Annotated in this window: 18 protein-coding genes and 1 pseudogene; 10 read left to right on the top strand and 9 right to left on the bottom strand. The window is 71.2% G+C overall.

Going from position 1 to position 14,181, the window contains the following annotated elements; genetic code table 11:
- Nucleotides 1-14: 14 nt before the first annotated feature.
- A complete protein-coding gene (locus Aco03nite_RS44230; protein WP_203807591.1) occupies nucleotides 15-764 on the bottom strand; it encodes a DUF1963 domain-containing protein in 750 nt (249 codons plus the stop codon).
- A complete protein-coding gene (locus Aco03nite_RS44225; protein ID WP_203807589.1) occupies nucleotides 757-1,422 on the bottom strand; it encodes a winged helix-turn-helix transcriptional regulator in 666 nt (221 codons plus the stop codon). The genes Aco03nite_RS44230 and Aco03nite_RS44225 overlap by 8 nt, the downstream gene beginning before the upstream one ends.
- A 73-nt stretch (nucleotides 1,423-1,495) precedes the next feature.
- Here Aco03nite_RS44225 and Aco03nite_RS44220 point away from each other — a divergent pair, with 73 nt between their 5' ends.
- Complete coding sequence (locus Aco03nite_RS44220; protein WP_203807586.1) at nucleotides 1,496-2,299, top strand: alpha/beta fold hydrolase; 804 nt, start codon at nucleotides 1,496-1,498, stop codon at nucleotides 2,297-2,299.
- A gap of 241 nt (nucleotides 2,300-2,540) precedes the next feature.
- Nucleotides 2,541-3,101, top strand: a complete 561-nt coding sequence (locus Aco03nite_RS44215; RefSeq protein ID WP_203807584.1) for a barstar family protein — start codon at nucleotides 2,541-2,543, stop codon at nucleotides 3,099-3,101.
- Here the strand turns inward: Aco03nite_RS44215 and Aco03nite_RS44210 are convergent.
- A complete protein-coding gene (locus tag Aco03nite_RS44210; RefSeq protein WP_203807582.1) occupies nucleotides 3,091-4,338 on the bottom strand; it encodes an erythromycin esterase family protein in 1,248 nt (415 codons plus the stop codon). The two genes, Aco03nite_RS44215 and Aco03nite_RS44210, sit on opposite strands and share 11 nt — an antisense overlap.
- Before the next feature lie 27 nt (nucleotides 4,339-4,365).
- Here Aco03nite_RS44210 and Aco03nite_RS44205 point away from each other — a divergent pair, with 27 nt between their 5' ends.
- The gene (locus Aco03nite_RS44205) at nucleotides 4,366-5,175 is read left to right on the top strand and encodes an NAD-dependent epimerase/dehydratase family protein (protein WP_203807580.1); all 810 of its coding nucleotides are present in this window, start codon (nucleotides 4,366-4,368) and stop codon (nucleotides 5,173-5,175) included.
- On the opposite strand, the gene Aco03nite_RS44200 is transcribed toward Aco03nite_RS44205, so the two are convergent.
- A complete protein-coding gene (locus tag Aco03nite_RS44200) occupies nucleotides 5,130-6,185 on the bottom strand; it encodes a DUF4184 family protein (RefSeq protein WP_203807578.1) in 1,056 nt (351 codons plus the stop codon). The two genes, Aco03nite_RS44205 and Aco03nite_RS44200, sit on opposite strands and share 46 nt — an antisense overlap.
- A gap of 42 nt (nucleotides 6,186-6,227) precedes the next feature.
- Between Aco03nite_RS44200 and Aco03nite_RS44195 the strand changes: the two genes are divergently transcribed.
- The 4 genes from Aco03nite_RS44195 (at nucleotide 6,228) to Aco03nite_RS44180 (ending at nucleotide 9,310) form a co-directional block, all read left to right on the top strand.
- Complete coding sequence (locus tag Aco03nite_RS44195) at nucleotides 6,228-6,692, top strand: NUDIX hydrolase (protein ID WP_203807576.1); 465 nt, start codon at nucleotides 6,228-6,230, stop codon at nucleotides 6,690-6,692.
- Between the two features lie 212 nt (nucleotides 6,693-6,904).
- Complete coding sequence (locus tag Aco03nite_RS44190; RefSeq protein ID WP_203807574.1) at nucleotides 6,905-7,459, top strand: hypothetical protein; 555 nt, start codon at nucleotides 6,905-6,907, stop codon at nucleotides 7,457-7,459.
- 40 nt (nucleotides 7,460-7,499) lie between these two features.
- Complete coding sequence (locus tag Aco03nite_RS44185; RefSeq protein ID WP_203807572.1) at nucleotides 7,500-8,105, top strand: winged helix-turn-helix domain-containing protein; 606 nt, start codon at nucleotides 7,500-7,502, stop codon at nucleotides 8,103-8,105.
- Nucleotides 8,102-9,310, top strand: coding sequence for an MFS transporter (locus tag Aco03nite_RS44180; RefSeq protein ID WP_203807570.1), 1,209 nt, complete (start codon nucleotides 8,102-8,104; stop codon nucleotides 9,308-9,310). The genes Aco03nite_RS44185 and Aco03nite_RS44180 overlap by 4 nt, the downstream gene beginning before the upstream one ends.
- On the opposite strand, the gene Aco03nite_RS44175 is transcribed toward Aco03nite_RS44180, so the two are convergent.
- Nucleotides 9,245-10,045 (bottom strand): HEAT repeat domain-containing protein, encoded by an 801-nt coding sequence (locus Aco03nite_RS44175; protein WP_203807568.1) that lies wholly within the window; start codon nucleotides 10,043-10,045, stop codon nucleotides 9,245-9,247. The genes Aco03nite_RS44180 and Aco03nite_RS44175 overlap by 66 nt on opposite strands.
- Nucleotides 10,046-10,056: 11 nt before the next feature.
- Complete coding sequence (locus Aco03nite_RS44170) at nucleotides 10,057-10,998, bottom strand: helix-turn-helix transcriptional regulator (RefSeq protein ID WP_203807566.1); 942 nt, start codon at nucleotides 10,996-10,998, stop codon at nucleotides 10,057-10,059.
- A gap of 91 nt (nucleotides 10,999-11,089) precedes the next feature.
- Between Aco03nite_RS44170 and Aco03nite_RS44165 the strand changes: the two genes are divergently transcribed.
- Nucleotides 11,090-11,506, top strand: a complete 417-nt coding sequence (locus tag Aco03nite_RS44165) for a VOC family protein (protein ID WP_203807564.1) — start codon at nucleotides 11,090-11,092, stop codon at nucleotides 11,504-11,506.
- Here the strand turns inward: Aco03nite_RS44165 and Aco03nite_RS44160 are convergent.
- On the bottom strand, nucleotides 11,472-12,122 hold the full coding sequence (locus tag Aco03nite_RS44160) for a hypothetical protein (RefSeq protein ID WP_203807562.1): 651 nt from the start codon (nucleotides 12,120-12,122) through the stop codon (nucleotides 11,472-11,474). The two genes, Aco03nite_RS44165 and Aco03nite_RS44160, sit on opposite strands and share 35 nt — an antisense overlap.
- 117 nt (nucleotides 12,123-12,239) lie before the next feature.
- Between Aco03nite_RS44160 and Aco03nite_RS44155 the strand changes: the two genes are divergently transcribed.
- Nucleotides 12,240-12,512 carry a hypothetical protein gene (locus Aco03nite_RS44155; RefSeq protein ID WP_203807560.1) on the top strand — a complete coding sequence of 91 codons (273 nt, stop codon included), beginning with the start codon at nucleotides 12,240-12,242 and terminating at the stop codon, nucleotides 12,510-12,512.
- Nucleotides 12,509-13,006, top strand: a complete 498-nt coding sequence (locus tag Aco03nite_RS44150; protein ID WP_203807558.1) for a GAF domain-containing protein — start codon at nucleotides 12,509-12,511, stop codon at nucleotides 13,004-13,006. The genes Aco03nite_RS44155 and Aco03nite_RS44150 overlap by 4 nt, the downstream gene beginning before the upstream one ends.
- Here Aco03nite_RS44150 and Aco03nite_RS44145 read toward each other — a convergent pair.
- Both Aco03nite_RS44145 and Aco03nite_RS44140 read right to left on the bottom strand, forming a co-directional pair.
- On the bottom strand, nucleotides 12,987-13,472 hold the full coding sequence (locus Aco03nite_RS44145) for a DnaJ family domain-containing protein (protein ID WP_203807556.1): 486 nt from the start codon (nucleotides 13,470-13,472) through the stop codon (nucleotides 12,987-12,989). The genes Aco03nite_RS44150 and Aco03nite_RS44145 overlap by 20 nt on opposite strands.
- A 114-nt stretch (nucleotides 13,473-13,586) precedes the next feature.
- Nucleotides 13,587-14,181: pseudogene (locus Aco03nite_RS44140) on the bottom strand (hypothetical protein); the annotation flags it as partial.

Genomic DNA, 14,181 nt, shown 5'->3' with positions numbered 1-14,181 from the left:
GCACGTCGCTCCGACTAGTCGAAGGAGTCGTAGTAGGCCTCGGCGCGGTCGAAGTGGCATGCCGCCAGGTCCGCTCGCCGGATGACCCAGGTCGCCTTGCCCAGGTCGGAGCCGAACTGTTCGCCGCTGCTGATCGTGGCGAGCAGCACCCAGTCGTCTTGCGGGTCATGGTCGTAGTCGGTCACCGGATCCGCGTTCCACGCCCATGGGTAGCCGCCGATCTGCACGGCCCCGCCGTCGCGCATCTGGTTGTTGGTCTCCCACCAGACCGAGCCCAGCTCGTGGCCGTGCGGGAACGCCGCGCTGTCGGCGCCGCGGTTGGGCAGCGAGGGTTCGACCTTCAGCCGTAGCTCTGTGGGCTCGCCGGACATGGTGACGGCGGTCCCGGCTGGAAGGTGAACGACGTGATGCCAGTCCTCGTCAGGGTCGGTGTCCTCGAGGTCGGCAAAGAACAGCAGGGTGCCGTCCGGCGGGAGCGGGATGTCGGTGGCGTCGGCCGGTATCGCCGCGAGATCGACCAGAGCGAGAAGCGGTTTGCCCGGTACGGTCACGTCGGGTCGCCCGCCGAGGAGCCCGGCCACCGGGCCGCCCGCGCGGTCGTCGGCTGCATCCAGGGCCGCGCACGGGCGGACCGTCTCGAGCCACCGTTCGACCTCGTCTTGAGGGATGCCACGCCTGCGTGCCTCGTCGCGAAATGGATCCATGGCTGCCATGCGGGCGAGTATGCCAAGGTTGATCAAGAAGCTCGATGCGTCATCACGCACCCTTGCCGAGTCCGTGCTTGCGGTGGTCGTCGAAAGCGGCCAGTAGGCGGTGCAACAGCCGTAGGTCACCCTCGGCGTCTGCGGCTTCGCTCCGGATGGCATCGTCGAGTTCGCGCCGGTCGAACACGAGGTCCTGCACGGTGCGCACGGTGGCGGTCAGGACGGCGTCGGCCGGCACGTTGCCGCGGATCGCGTCCAGTTCGCCTCGGCTGACCGTGAGGAGGAACGCGTCGCCGGGAAGCTGGAGCTTGACGGTGCCGCTGACGGATCCCATCGCGGCGGGGCAGAAGGTGGTACGCAAGGCCACGATCAGGGCATCCGGGCTGAGCTCCTCGGCCAAGTCCGACTGCGGCGGCAACGGGCTGCCCCACTGCCCGAGCGCCAGCAGGACCGGTTCGAGGGTTCGACCGCGGTCGGTGAGGTCGTAGATCAGCCCGGCCGCCGGGGGCAGTGCCCGGCGCCGCGCCAGCACGCCGGAGTCCTCGAGCTCGCGTAGTCGCTGGGTCAGCACGTTCTGGCTCAGACCGGGCAGTCCACGATGCAGATCCGCAAACCGCTTGGGGCCGAACAACAGCTCACGCACCACCAGCAGCGCCCAGCGTTCGCCGACCACGTCGAGCGCTCGGGCGATGCCGCACAGATCCCGGTAGCTCCGCATGCGCAGATCCTATCTTGCTTTTTGCCACCAACAACTCCTACTTTAGGAGTTACCTCGTTCAAGGGAGTTCGTGATGCCGCATGTGTCCTCCGCCGACGGCACGTCAATCAGCTACGACCGCCTCAGCGACCGGGGGCCTGCCCTGGTGTTGGTCGGAGGCGGCCTGGACGACGGCACGGAGAACCTCCCATTGGGCGAGCATCTGGCCACACGCTTCGGCGTGGTGAACTACCGGCGTCGTGGTAGAGGCGACAGCGCCGACAATCGGCCGTACGCCGTCGAACGGGAGATCGAGGATCTCGCTGCGGTGATCGACGCCACCGGAGGGCGAGCGCACCTGTTCGGGGCATCGACCGGAGGAGCACTCGCGCTCGAGGCGGCCGCCGCCGGACTTCCGGTCGACCGGATCGCTGTCCACGAGGTGCCGTACCAGGTCGACGACGCGATGATCACCGCTTGGCAGCAGTACCGGCTCGCGCTCGACGCCACCCTCGCCGCCGGCGACCTCGACCAAGCGCTCAGGCTGTTCATGCGGCTCGCCGGATCCTCCGAGCACGACATCACCAACGCAGAAGCCGCCCCGGGATGGCCCGCACTCCGCGCGCTGGCACCGACGCTGCGCTACGACGCGGCATGCCTCGGCGACGGCCCGCCACCCGCGAACCGCCTCACGAGGGTGCGCCGGCCGGTGCTCCTGACGACCGGCATCACGGTCGACCCGCAGATGGCCGGGCTTCCCGTCGACTTCTTCGGCGCCGCGGCCGACGCGGCCGCAGCCGCACTGCCCGACGCCCGGCGAGACACCCTCAAAGTCGAAGGCCACGTGGCCGACCCGGCCGTGCTCGGGCCCATCCTCGAGACGTTCCTCGCCGGCTGACGCGTCAGCCGGCGGGGCACCGAGCACCCAGTGACGTTCGCGGCTCGCCTGGTCGCCGCTTCTCTCGACGAGCACGTAGTACTTGATGCGCTCGCCCTCGGACAGGGAGCGGGCCGAGACTGCACGCCTCGCGGAAGACGGAGTCCACGACGCGCCCTCTCCTGCCGCGCAGCAGTCGCTGGCTTCGGTGGTGAAGGCGGATGGCCCGGCGCGATGGGTGGCCCGGCGGTAGGCTCCGGCGATGGCGGTGTTCGATCTCGAAGTCGATGCGGGTCGGCTCGACTTTCAGCTCGCTCGTACCAGCGCTGTGACGCTCTTCTGGCGGTCGGCGCTCGTCGACGAGGCTGTGGGCTGGCTGCGCCGGCACGGTTATACGGTCGTGGCGTTCGATGCGGGTGCCTGGGTTTCCGACGACGACCTGCACCGCGACGTCGCCGCGGCGCTCGGCTTTCCGGACTACTACGGGAAGAACCTGGACGCGCTCAACGACTGCCTGCGTGACGTCGTGAACTACGAGTACGGCACCACCAGGCAGGCCACCGGTCTGGTGCTCACCTTCGTCGGCTACGACGCTTTCGCGAGCCGGCACCCGCGTACCGCCCAGATCGTGCTGGACATCGTGGCGGAGCAGGCGCGCTGCGCGATGCTCACCGGGCATCGGATGCTGTGCCTGGTGCAGAGCGGAGATCCCGCCATCACCTTCGAGCCGGTCGGCGCCATGCCCGTCGTCTGGAATCATGCGGAATGGCTCGATTCCCAGCGCCGCCCCGGCTCGGTCCCGCACCGGCTCATCAGCGATTGACGTGAGAGACCGGGGTCACCTCCGGGATGTTGATCACCAGGTCGAAGGCGTCGATGATCGGGGACTGCTGGTAACGGTCAATGATCCGGATGCGGTCCGGGCCTTTGGTGACACCCGCGGCCCGCGCTGGACGCAGATCCACCGCGCACAGTTTCACCGGCAGGGCCGCCTCGATGCTGCCTGCCTCGGGCGCCGCGAGATCGGCGCCGATGATCGCCACGCCGCCGGGTGCGCCGGGGTCGGCGCGGTGGGTGACGGTTCGGCCGCCGGTGCAGGTCACGCCGACCGCCACGTACTCCGGGCCCAGTCGGGTGGCCAGGTGGTGGCCGGCGGCGGAGAGCGGGAACACCGGGGTGTGCACCGGGGTGCGCTGGATGTGGTTGTTGTGCGCCGCCACAATGATCTTCGCGTCGGGGCCGAGACGGTCCAGCAGCCAGAAGACCGTTTCGGCGATTCCCCGGTCCCGGGCGGCGACGCGCGGATGCACCGTGGGGATGCCGCCCTCGGCGGACACCTGTGCCGCGTACCCGCGCATCGCCTGGTCCAGCAGCACGGCCAGGCGCAGTTCGTGCCGGGCCACCGCATAGGCCTCGTCGCCCCCGGCCGCCCGGTATTCCGGCTCCAGCGCGTCGAAGCGCGCCGTCAACTCGGCCCACATCGCGGTGAGCCGATCCCTTTCGGTCACTGCCAAGGCGCTGTAAGCCGTGTAGGCCAGCAGCGAGTGCTCACCCGCGTATGCACCGGCCAGCGCCGCCACCCGGTCCAGCACCTGCTCGGCGTCCGGGTCCACCCGGCGCAGGTAACGCCGCAGCCCTTCGATCGCCGGCAACGGCGACGCGGTCGACCCGGGCACGTCCAGTCCGAAGAACCGGGCGGGAGGTGTGGCCGAGCGCATCCACGTCAGATGGTCGCGCATCTCCGCGCATCGGCCCATGGTGTACGTGATGTTCTCGTCGGCGATGCTCCGCAGGTCGTCGGCGGGCCGCTCACCCCGCACCCACGCGTCGACGGTGAACCCTTCGCTGAACCCGGACTCCATCGCGTACACGGTGAAGCCCAGCTTCTGCGCCAGGAACCGGTGCAACCGGTGCCGCAGCTGATAGAACTCGCGCACGAGGTGAGCGTTCTCCCCGATGGCGATCACCCGGGCCGTTTCCAAGCTCGCGGCAAGCGGCTCGAGATCGTCGATGGTGTCCAGCGGAATCACGTGCTCGGCTACGTACCGGGAGAAATCCACCGGGCGAGCATAGAGGGAGGGCCGGACATGGATGATCCGGTGACGGTGACCGGGACGTCAGGGCTGGTCGGTGCGGCGGTGGCCGCGGCTCTGGACGGCGCGGGATGGACGGTTCGTGGTGTGGACCGGGTGCCGGGGCGGTGGACGGACGTCGTCGGGGATCTGCGGGATCCGGCGGTGCGCGACCAGGTGTCCGGGGTCGTGGTGCACGCGGCGGCCCTGCACGCCCCACACGTCGGCCGGGTGGCGGACCGGGAGTTCCGGCGTGTCAACGTCGAGGCGACCGCGGCCCTGCTCCCGGCCGCCTCCCGGTTCGTCTTCATCAGCAGCACCAGCGTGTACGGTCACGCGCTCGTGCCCGCCGACCGGGCGGTCTGGGTCGACGAGCTGCTGACACCCCGGCCCCGCGACGTCTACGACGAGACGAAACTGGCCGCCGAACAGCTCGTAGCCGACAGTGGCACGGACGCGATCACGCTGCGGATCGCCCGCTGTTTCCCGGAGCCGCCGCAGGTGCTCGCCACCCATCTGCTGCACCGGGCGGTCCGGTTACCGGACGTCGCGGACGCCGTCGTACGCGCGATCCGGCTACCGGACGTCACCGGCGTCTTCAACATCGCCGGGCGCTACCCGTTCACCCGCGACGACTGCCCGGCGCTGCACCGGGACGCGGCCGCGCTGATCACCGAGCGGCTGCCCGACGTGGCCCGGCATTTCCGCGAGCGGGGCTGGCCGCTGCCGGGCACCATCGACCGCGTCTACGACTCCAGCGCCGCCGAAGAAGCTCTCGGTTACCGGCCGTCGACCGGCTGGAAGTCCTCCGGGGCCGCCGCGTGACGGGCCGCCAGCGCCGCGTCGAGGCGCTCGTTGTCCGGGAGCACCTCGTACCAGGCGTCGGACAGCCGGTCCTCGGCATCGTCGTCGTCGAGGTCGCTCGCCGCTTCGGGCAGGCGTTCGATCACCGCGGCCACGTCGTCCAGGCCGAAGTAGCGGGCGGCGGCCGCGGCCTCGGCCAACTGATCGGGTTCGCAGCTGTCGGCGGCGTGGTTGGGTCCGCCGTTCTGCACCATGCCGTCGACCAGGATCAGGGCCGCCAGATGCCGGTCGCCGACACCGGTGCCCTCGGCGACGCAGGCCCGGTTCCAGATGTCTCTCAGTAAGTCACGGTCGGTCACCTGATCATTGTGCGCCAGACGGAGGGCGTGCCAGGCCAGGGCGTACAGAAGAAGGCTCGCACCGACGCCGGACATCGCGCCGGTGACGACCTCGCGCAGCGCGTGGGTGCTCAGCCGCAGGCCCGCCCCGGCGGCGCCACCGGCGGCCAGGATCAGCAGCGGCCACCAGCGGGCGGGTGGTGCGGGCGCGGGCCGGGTGTGCCGCCACCAGAGGTAGCCCTGCCCGGCCAGGGCCAGCGCCCCGCCGACGGTGCTCGCCCACCACCAGGCGCCGACCGGGCCGGTGTCGTGCACGAGGGCGTCCCACACCAGGTGGGTGAGTGCGCCGAGCACCACCGACACCACGATCCAGGCGGTACGCGCGGGTCCGCCCCACCGGAACGACGGCCGCCCCAGACGTCCCGCGACCGGCGCGGGCAGCATCGCCACCAGCGGCCGGGCCAGCAGCAGGTGGTACAGCGCGAGCAGGACCAGGCCGACGATCGAGGCCGGGATCAGAGCATGGGTGTACGTCAGGGTGAAGTCGCTGTAGACACCCCAGTCCGCCGACGTGGCCGCCGGCAGGATGTAGGGCAGGTCCGGCGCGACCGCCCCGGCGACCAGCGCCGAGACCACGAACGGTGGGCGGCACAGCGGCAGGATCGCCGCCGGATGACTGAAAGTGAATGGCATGGCCCGCTGATCATGTCAGCCGGCGGCAAGGACAATGCCCGAATGCATCCCGTGCCCCGTGTCCGCGTCGCCGCCTACGTCATCCGGCACGTCGACGGCGAACCACAGCTGCTCGTCTTCGACCAGGCCGCGTTTCCGGACGCCGGAACCCAGATTCCCGCAGGTGGCGTACGCCCGGGCGAGGCGCTGCCGGACGCGGTGGTCCGCGAGATCGCCGAGGAGTGCGGCCTGACCGGTGTGACGGTTGCCGGGGAGATCGCGGTCGAGCACAAGCCCCACCCGGAGACCGGGCAGCCCCGGCGCACCACGTTCTTCCACGTCCTGGCCCCGGACGGCACCGCCGACAGCTGGCAGCACACCGTCACCGGCACGGGGAGCGACAGTGCGATGCGGTTCGACTGCCGGTTCGTGGCGCTGCCGCTGCCGGCGCCGCTGGCCGATCACCAGGACGCCCAGCTGCACCGGATCCCCGGGTATACCTGGCCATACCCCGAAGACGGCAACTGACCGTAGTGCCCCCGGCACCGGCCCGGTGATCTGCTTCTGGTGGCGTACCGCTGATGCTGCTCGGGCAGTTGATCTTCACCGGCCTGGCGTGATTTCGCCCCGCCCCGGCTGCAGGACCGGTTCGGGCCGCTCGCCGGCGCGCTGATCCTGGGGCCGTTGTGGGGGCTGTGGCACGTGCCGCTACGAGTTGATAGCCGTCTATGATTCGTCTCGTGCCCGAACGCGTCGTGCTGCTGCTGCCCGGCGCCGGCTACTCTCCGCAACGGCCGCTGCTGCACTTCGCCGGGGCGGTCTTCGCGAGCCACGGCTGGACCGTCCGGGAGATCCACTGGCCGATGCGGCCACCACAGCGCGACGGCCAGAACCTGACCGACTGGTTCACCCGGCTGCGGGCGTTCACCCTGACCTACGTCGACCAGCTGCTGGAGCAGGAGACGGCGTCCGAGATCGCCCTGGTCGGCAAGTCGATGGGCGCGTTCGCGGCGGCGGCGGCCGCGGACCGCTCGCTGCCCGGCGTCTGGCTGACGCCGATCCTGCGCGACACCGTCCTGCCGGCCGACCTGCGCCGCTGCCGGGCGCCGTTCCTGCTGGCCGGCAGCCTGACCGACCCGTCCTGGGACTCGAAGACCGCCCACCACCTGGGCCATGCGGTGTACGAGACGACCGGCGCCGACCACAGCCTGGAGTTCCCGGCCGACCCGCCGGCCTCGACCCGGGTCCTGCACGAGCTGACCACCGTGATGAACGACTTCGTGAGCCGCCTGTAGACCCTGTGCCAACGATCCTTTGCAAAGGTATCTTTGCAAGATGGATACCGATCCGAGAGAGGTCGTTCTCGACGCGCGGACGTTGCGGGGTGTCGCCCACCCGTTGCGGCTGCGGCTGCTCGGGTCGCTGCGGCACGAGGGGCCGCAGACCGCCACCCAGCTGGCCGCCCGGTTCGGTGAGTCCAGCGCGTCGACCAGCTACCACCTGCGGACCCTGGCTCAGCACGGGTTCGTCGCCGACGCGCCCGAGCTGGGCCGCGGGCGGGAGCGGTTCTGGCGGGCCGTGCACCGGTCGAGCCAGTTCGACGTGCCCGAGCCGGGCGCCCCCGAGCAGGAGCGGGCGCTCGGCGAGGCCTACCTGCGGACGATCGCCCGGCTGTACGCGGACAACATCGAGCAGTCCGTCACCGAGTTGGACGGCTGGCCGCACGAGTGGGTGCGGGCGTCGACCATGAGCGACCTGACGATCCGCATGAGCGCCGACGAGGCCCGCCGGTTGAACGAGGAGATGACGGCGCTGCTGGAGCGTTACCGGGAGCGGGCCGAGGACACCCCCGACGACGGGGTGGAGCGGGTCGCGATGACCACCCAGTTTCAGATCTTCCCGCGCCGCGGCCAGTTGGAGTCGCGGCCGGCGGGCCGATGAGGCGGGGGTCGGCGTGCGGGCTGCTGGCCGCCGAGGCGGTGTCGGTGACCGGCACCCGGATGTCGGTGGTGGCGGTGCCCTGGTTCGTGCTGCAGACCACCGGCGATCCGCTGCTGACCGGGGTCACCGCATTCGTCGAGATGGGGGCCCTGGTGCTGGCCCGGGTCCTCGGCGGCCCACTGGTCGACCGGCTCGGGCCGCGGGTGTCGAGCATCGGCGGGGACGTGATCGCCGGTCTGGTGCTGGGCCTGGTCCCGCTGCTGCACGTCACCGGCCTGCTGGCTTTCCCGGTCCTGCTGGTGCTGGTCGGGGTGGTCGGGTGGTGCCGCGGCCCGTCGGACAACGCGAAGTACGCGCTGGTGCCGGACGTCGCGGCCGCCGCCGGCTGGAGCAACGAACGGGCCGCCGGACTGGCCGACAGTGTGAACCGGCTCGGCTCGATGATCGGCGCACCGCTGGGCGCGGGCCTGATCGCGCTGGTCGGGGCACCCGTCGTGATCGGTGCGAACGCGGCCGGGTTCCTGCTCTCGGCGGTCCTGGTGGCGGCGCTGGTCCGGATCCGCCCGGCCGCCGGCGCCGGGACGACCGGCGGCTATCTGACCGAGCTGATGGCCGGGCTGCGGTTCGTGCGGCGGGATCCGTTCCTGCGAGCGATGGTCACGATGCTCATCTTGACGAATCTGCTCGACCAGGCCCTGTCCGCGGTGCTGATCCCGGTGTGGGCGGCCGAACGCTTCCACGACGCGGCGCCGGTCGGGGTGGTGTTCGGTGCGCTCAGTGCCGGGGCGCTCGCCGGATCGCTGCTGGTGTCGTGGTGGGGTGCGCGCCTGCCGCGGTGGCGGGTGTACTCGGTGGCGTTCCTGTTCGGCGCCGTCCCGAGGTTCTTCGCGCTGGCCCTGCCGGTCGGGCTTCCGGTGGTCGCGGCTGTCGCGTTCACCGGCGGCCTGCTGGTCGGGGCGATCAACCCGCTGCTGTCGGCCGCCGAGTTCGAACGTGTCCCCGCCGAGCTGCGCGCCCGGGTGCTCGGCGCGGTCGGTGGCCTGGCCTGGGCCGGCATCCCGCTCGGCGGTCTGCTGGGCGGTGTCCTGGCGTCGGCGCTCGGCGCGACCGGGGCTCTGCTGGTCGCGGGGTCGGCGTACCTACTGGTCGCCCTCGACCCGTTGATCCGACGGCGCACCTGGCGGCTGATGGACCGTGCCGCCTGACTCGGCGTCGTACCGGGCGATCAGGCGTTCCTGCAGGCGGCGGGCGGCCCGGCCGCGGTACGAGTCGAGGGTGTAGTGCAGCACCTCACGGACCTCGGCGTCCGGATGGTCGACCAGGTAGGCCAGTTCCTCGGCGCCGCCACGGCGGCGACCGGACAGGCCGTACAGCGCCTCGATGATCTCGTCCTGGCCGGTCGCCGCCCGCAGCGCCGCCATCAGCTCGGGTTTCGGCGGGCGGGGCTGGAAGTCGGGCGACCGGCGGCGCAGCCGGGCCACGCCCGGGGTGCCCGGTTGCAAGCAGCCCAGGCACAGGCAGGGTGCGGTGCCGTGCGCGCCGGGCTTGTACCGCCAGCCGATGCCTTGCGGGACCGTGCGCGAACCCCGTACCTCAGCAGCGGTTATCGCCCTGGGGATGAAGATCGCGTAGCCGCGCGGATCGTCCAGCCCGCGCAGCACCCCGGCGGCCTCGGCGGCGGTGAGCCGTCGCGGCTCGCGGCCGTACCGGCCCACGGTGACCGGCGTGCCGTCCGGAATCCGCAGGTCGACCGCGACGAGCACGCCCGGCTGCCAGCGCCGCAGCTCACGAACCCACTGGTGGGTGAGGGTGTAGTCGGGCAGCACGGCCATCGCGTAGACGCCCCGGCCACCGTCCCAGCCCCGGCTGCGCGCCGAGATGCCACTGCGGACGAACCGGGCGGCGTCGCGCTGCCGGCTGATGTGCACGAGACGAGTCATCACCACCGATGTTAGGACACTCTGCCGTAGCGGGCCGCCAGCGTGGCGCAGGCCTCGGCGAGTTCCGGCGGGCCGACGACCTCGATGTCGGCGTCGAACCGGCCCAGCGACGCGGCCAGCGCCACCCACGACCAGGACCCCTGCACCAGGCGGCAGCGGGAGTCGTCGATCTCCTCGACGATGCCGTCCGGGGCCCACGTCACGATCGACTCCGCCGGCCGGTCGACGATCACCTCTCCGACACACGGCCAGTCCCCCGACGTCGAGCCCCGGAAACGGCCGGTCACGAAGGTCGCCACGTCCGCCGCGGGCAGAGAGCGAGGAGCAAACCTGGGCCCATTCGGCGTACGCGGGGACAGGCGGTCCACCCGGAACGTCCGCCAGTCGTCGCGTTCAAGATCCCAGGCCAGCAGATACCAGCGCCCCTTCCAGCTGACCAGATGATGCGGCTCGACCCGCCGAGGGAACGCCGCTTCGGGTCCGTAGTCGAACCGGAACACCTCCCGCGCGTGCACCGCCTGCCCGACAGCGGTCAGCACCGCCGGATCGACCGACGGTGCCGTGCCCGGCGCGACGGCGGTGACCCGCAGGGAGTCGACGCGGTGCCGCAGCCGGGCGGGCAGCACCTGCCGGACGGTGTGCAGCGCCCGCGCCGCGCCCTCCTCGATCCCGGCGCCTGAGGTGGCGGCCAGCTGCAGGGCGACGGTGATGGCGACCGCCTGATCGTCGTCGAACAGCAGCGGCGGCATCTGGCTGCCGGCTTCCAGGCGGTACCCGCCGTCCGGGCCCTTGAACGTGCGGATCGGATAGCCGAGTTCGCGCAGCCGGTCCACGTCGCGGCGCACGGTGCGGGCGCTGACCTCGAGACGGTCGGCGAGCAGCCCGCCCGGCCAGTCACGGCGGGCCTGCAGCAGGGAGAGCAACGACAGCAACCGGGCGGAGGTCTTCGGCATGATCCCAGTCTCCCGGAAGTAGCGGACGCAACCTGTCCTCTACCGCTGACATCGTCGTTCTCGACACCGCAGCACAACCGAGGGACAACACATGAGCATCAAGACCGTCGCCCACATCAACCTTCGCGGCGAGGCCCGGCAGGCCCTGGAGTTCTACCAGCGGGTCTTCGGCGGGCACCTGGTCATCGCGACCCACGCCGACGCCTACGGCACCACCGACCCGGCGGAGAAGGACCTGGTCGGCTGGGGTCAGGTCGTGTCCCCGGAGGGTTTCCAGGTGATGGCGTTCGACGTGCCGGCCGCCCGTCCGTGGGATCAGGGACAGAGTTCCTATTTCGTTTCGGTACGCGGTGAGCACGGTGACGAGATCAGCGGCTACTGGACGAAGCTCGCCGACGGCGCGACCGTGATCGTGGACCTGGCGCCGTCGTCCTGGTCCCCGCTCTACGGCATGCTCACCGACCGTTTCGGCGTCACCTGGATCCTGGACGTGGCCGTGGCGTACTGATCAGCAGGCTCACCTCGTCGGCCGGGTCCTCGTCCTCATCATCGTCGTCGTAGTCCGGCCGCAGGATCCGGGCCGCGATCACCGCCGCGTCGCCGGTCACGCCGACCGTCCGCAACGCTGCGGCCAGCTGATCCTCGGCGTCGGCGGCGATCCGGGTCAGCGCCGGCGCGAGCAGCAGCAGGACGGTGGCCCGCGCCCGCTCCCCTGGCTGCCGCCCGGCGATCCCGGCCACCTCGGTCCAGGTCAGGCCCCGCCCGGAGAACCCTCCCTCGTCGACGCCGACGGTGATCGCCGGGCCGCCGTCCGGGAGCAGCAGGTAGTCGACGCCGTGGTCCTCGTCGAAGTTGCGGTAGACCACGGCCAGACGCGCGCCGTTCCCGGCATCGCAGAAGAACACCGGCCAGGCAGCGGTGTCGGTGAGCCGGTCGTACGTCAGCCGTGTCTGAACGGGGTCGTCCCCGAAGAACGCGGCAGCCTCGTCGAGGTCCAGCATCAGGTGGCCGCCGAGGTGCGCGGGCCAGAAACCGGGCAGGTCCAGCAGGGCGGCGCCGTCGAAGGCGAGACCGGGCCCGTCCAGTGCCGGACCGGAGTCGTCGTACCCAGGGATGATTGTCACTCGGCGACGGTAGCTCCCGACCCGCAACCCGGGGTTTCATGGGGGCCCGCGGCCGGCGGCCGATGGTGACCGGCGACGGGGCGGGACAGCGCCCCCGCACCCGGAGGGGACCGCTGGATGACGATCGCTGGATGGGACTTCGAACAGCCCACCGAGGCCGGTCTGCTGGACGAACTGACCGACGCCATCGGCGACCCGCACGGCGCCCGGATGCTGCTCGACATCACCTGCCGGCAGCTGCGACTGGAACGCCCGCTGACCTCACCGGGCGACATCATCCTGGCCACCGAATGCCTGCTGGAGATGGGTGACCTGCTCCGGGTCGCCGCCCGCAGCACCAAGATCCGCGCGGTGACCTACCGGGCGCTCGCCACCAAGGCGTCGTCGTGAGCCGGGCCGGCACCCGGCTGCGCACGGTGGCCGCGATCGACTTCGACCATCCCGGGCTGCGGGCCGCCCTGGACCAGATCACCCGGCACAGCGCCGACCGGACCGGCCTGCCGATCAGCCTGGCCACCCTGGTCCTGGACACCGCACAGCTGATCGCCGGTTCCAGCGGCATCGGCGGCACGTGGCTGTCCGAGGCGAACGGCACCCCACTGGAATGGTCGTTCTGCAAGACGGTGGTGGCGACCGGCCTGCCCTACGTGGTGGCCGACGCCGCCAACGACCCGGTCCAGTCGACGAACCCGCTGGTCACGATGGGCGGGATCCGCGCGTACGCCGGTGTCCCCCTGAAGGTGGGCGGCGAGATCGTCGGCGCGCACTGCCTCCTCAGCGACAGCATCCACACGTTCACCGACGTCGACCTGAGCGTGCTGTCCGCGGGCGCCCAGAACATCGTCGCCGTCCTCAACAACCACCTCACCCCGACCGGTTGGTGAGGTTCCTCAGGCGGCTCCACCAGCTCCCACCGGCTTCAGCGCGCGGTTCCGGCACCGCCGGCGGTGGCGGGGGCCGGGACTCCCGCCACCGTTGCACCACGGCCTCCACGTCGACCCGGCGCGCGAACAGCCCCCGCTCGGCCGGCCGGCGCCACGACTCGGCGACCCGCCGGTTCAGATCCTCGGCGACCGCACGAACCTGCTGCTCGGTCCCGAGGTCACGCACGTGCTCGTCGATCTCGTCGGCCTCTTTGCGCAGCCAGAGCGGCAACGGCAGCGCCACCTCGGCGCTGACCTCCTGCCGGCGGGCGTAACTGCGCACCCACCAGTCCTCGTGATCGTCCCCGGCGGGCAATGCTTTCCCTGCCCCCGGCAGATCATCGAAGTCGCCCCGCTCGACGGCGGCCCCGATCTGCTGCTCGACCCACGACTCGAAGCCGACCCCGACTGGCTTGCGCTCGGTCATACCTCAAAAATACCCGCCGCGTCCCGGGGCGGGATCAGTCACACGGACGCGCCGGAGACCCCCGTGGTACGAGGGCCTCCGGCGCGGCGGTTCCGTGCGGTGGACCAGGATCCTCTATCCGGCCGGTGTTTCGTTCACATCCAAGCCACGCAGGATGTTGTCGCGGTCCGGGTTTGCGCGCAGGGCGGTCAAGGAGTTCAAGCGGCCCAGCAACGTCGTGGACGACGCGGGGCACTTCAAGTCCTGAATCGCCGACAAGGTCCTCTCAAAACGCTGGATACGACTTTCCAGATCCGTTCCCGTCGGCAGAACCGCATTCTTCAGCGCCACCTGCGCGTTCACCTGGGCCTGAGTGGGCGGGCAACGACCGGGAACATTCACCCCGGTCGGGCCGACACGGTCGGCCGTCGCATTCGGATCGCCCGGGCTGAAACCCAGCGCCGGCACCAAAGCGTCGATGTCATTGTTGCCGGCTCCGGTGTTCCCGGTCGCTCCGCCCGCGGCCGCGTCACCGGATCCTGCGGCGGCCCGGTCCGCCGGTGTTTCGTTCACACCCAGACCACGCAGGATGTTGTCGCGGTCCGCGTTCGCGCGCAGCGCGGTCAACGAATTCAAACGGCCCAGCAACGTCGTGGACGACGCGGGACACTTCAAGTCCTGAATCGCCGACAAGGTCCTCTCAAAACGCTGGATACGACTCTCCAGATCC

The sequence above is a fragment of the Actinoplanes couchii genome (assembly GCF_016862075.1).
Taxonomy (GTDB): domain Bacteria; phylum Actinomycetota; class Actinomycetes; order Mycobacteriales; family Micromonosporaceae; genus Actinoplanes; species Actinoplanes couchii.
Note: the sequence above shows the minus strand (reverse complement) of the source record. Positions and strands in the feature narration are given on the sequence as shown.

What these genes read in the sequence shown, in the direction of transcription:
- Aco03nite_RS44145 (WP_203807556.1), bottom strand. Translation starts at nt 13,472, where the DNA reads ATGACCGAGCGCAAGCCAGTCGGGGTCGGCTTCGAGTCGTGGGTCGAG.
- Aco03nite_RS44220 (WP_203807586.1), top strand. Translation starts at nt 1,496, where the DNA reads ATGCCGCATGTGTCCTCCGCCGACGGCACGTCAATCAGCTACGACCGC.
- Aco03nite_RS44195 (WP_203807576.1), top strand. Translation starts at nt 6,228, where the DNA reads ATGCATCCCGTGCCCCGTGTCCGCGTCGCCGCCTACGTCATCCGGCAC.
- Aco03nite_RS44180 (WP_203807570.1), top strand. Translation starts at nt 8,102, where the DNA reads ATGAGGCGGGGGTCGGCGTGCGGGCTGCTGGCCGCCGAGGCGGTGTCG.
- Aco03nite_RS44175 (WP_203807568.1), bottom strand. Translation starts at nt 10,045, where the DNA reads ATGACTCGTCTCGTGCACATCAGCCGGCAGCGCGACGCCGCCCGGTTC.
- Aco03nite_RS44200 (WP_203807578.1), bottom strand. Translation starts at nt 6,185, where the DNA reads ATGCCATTCACTTTCAGTCATCCGGCGGCGATCCTGCCGCTGTGCCGC.
- Aco03nite_RS44185 (WP_203807572.1), top strand. Translation starts at nt 7,500, where the DNA reads ATGGATACCGATCCGAGAGAGGTCGTTCTCGACGCGCGGACGTTGCGG.
- Aco03nite_RS44170 (WP_203807566.1), bottom strand. Translation starts at nt 10,998, where the DNA reads ATGCCGAAGACCTCCGCCCGGTTGCTGTCGTTGCTCTCCCTGCTGCAG.
- Aco03nite_RS44155 (WP_203807560.1), top strand. Translation starts at nt 12,240, where the DNA reads ATGACGATCGCTGGATGGGACTTCGAACAGCCCACCGAGGCCGGTCTG.
- Aco03nite_RS44165 (WP_203807564.1), top strand. Translation starts at nt 11,090, where the DNA reads ATGAGCATCAAGACCGTCGCCCACATCAACCTTCGCGGCGAGGCCCGG.
- Aco03nite_RS44215 (WP_203807584.1), top strand. Translation starts at nt 2,541, where the DNA reads ATGGCGGTGTTCGATCTCGAAGTCGATGCGGGTCGGCTCGACTTTCAG.
- Aco03nite_RS44225 (WP_203807589.1), bottom strand. Translation starts at nt 1,422, where the DNA reads ATGCGGAGCTACCGGGATCTGTGCGGCATCGCCCGAGCGCTCGACGTG.
- Aco03nite_RS44205 (WP_203807580.1), top strand. Translation starts at nt 4,366, where the DNA reads ATGGATGATCCGGTGACGGTGACCGGGACGTCAGGGCTGGTCGGTGCG.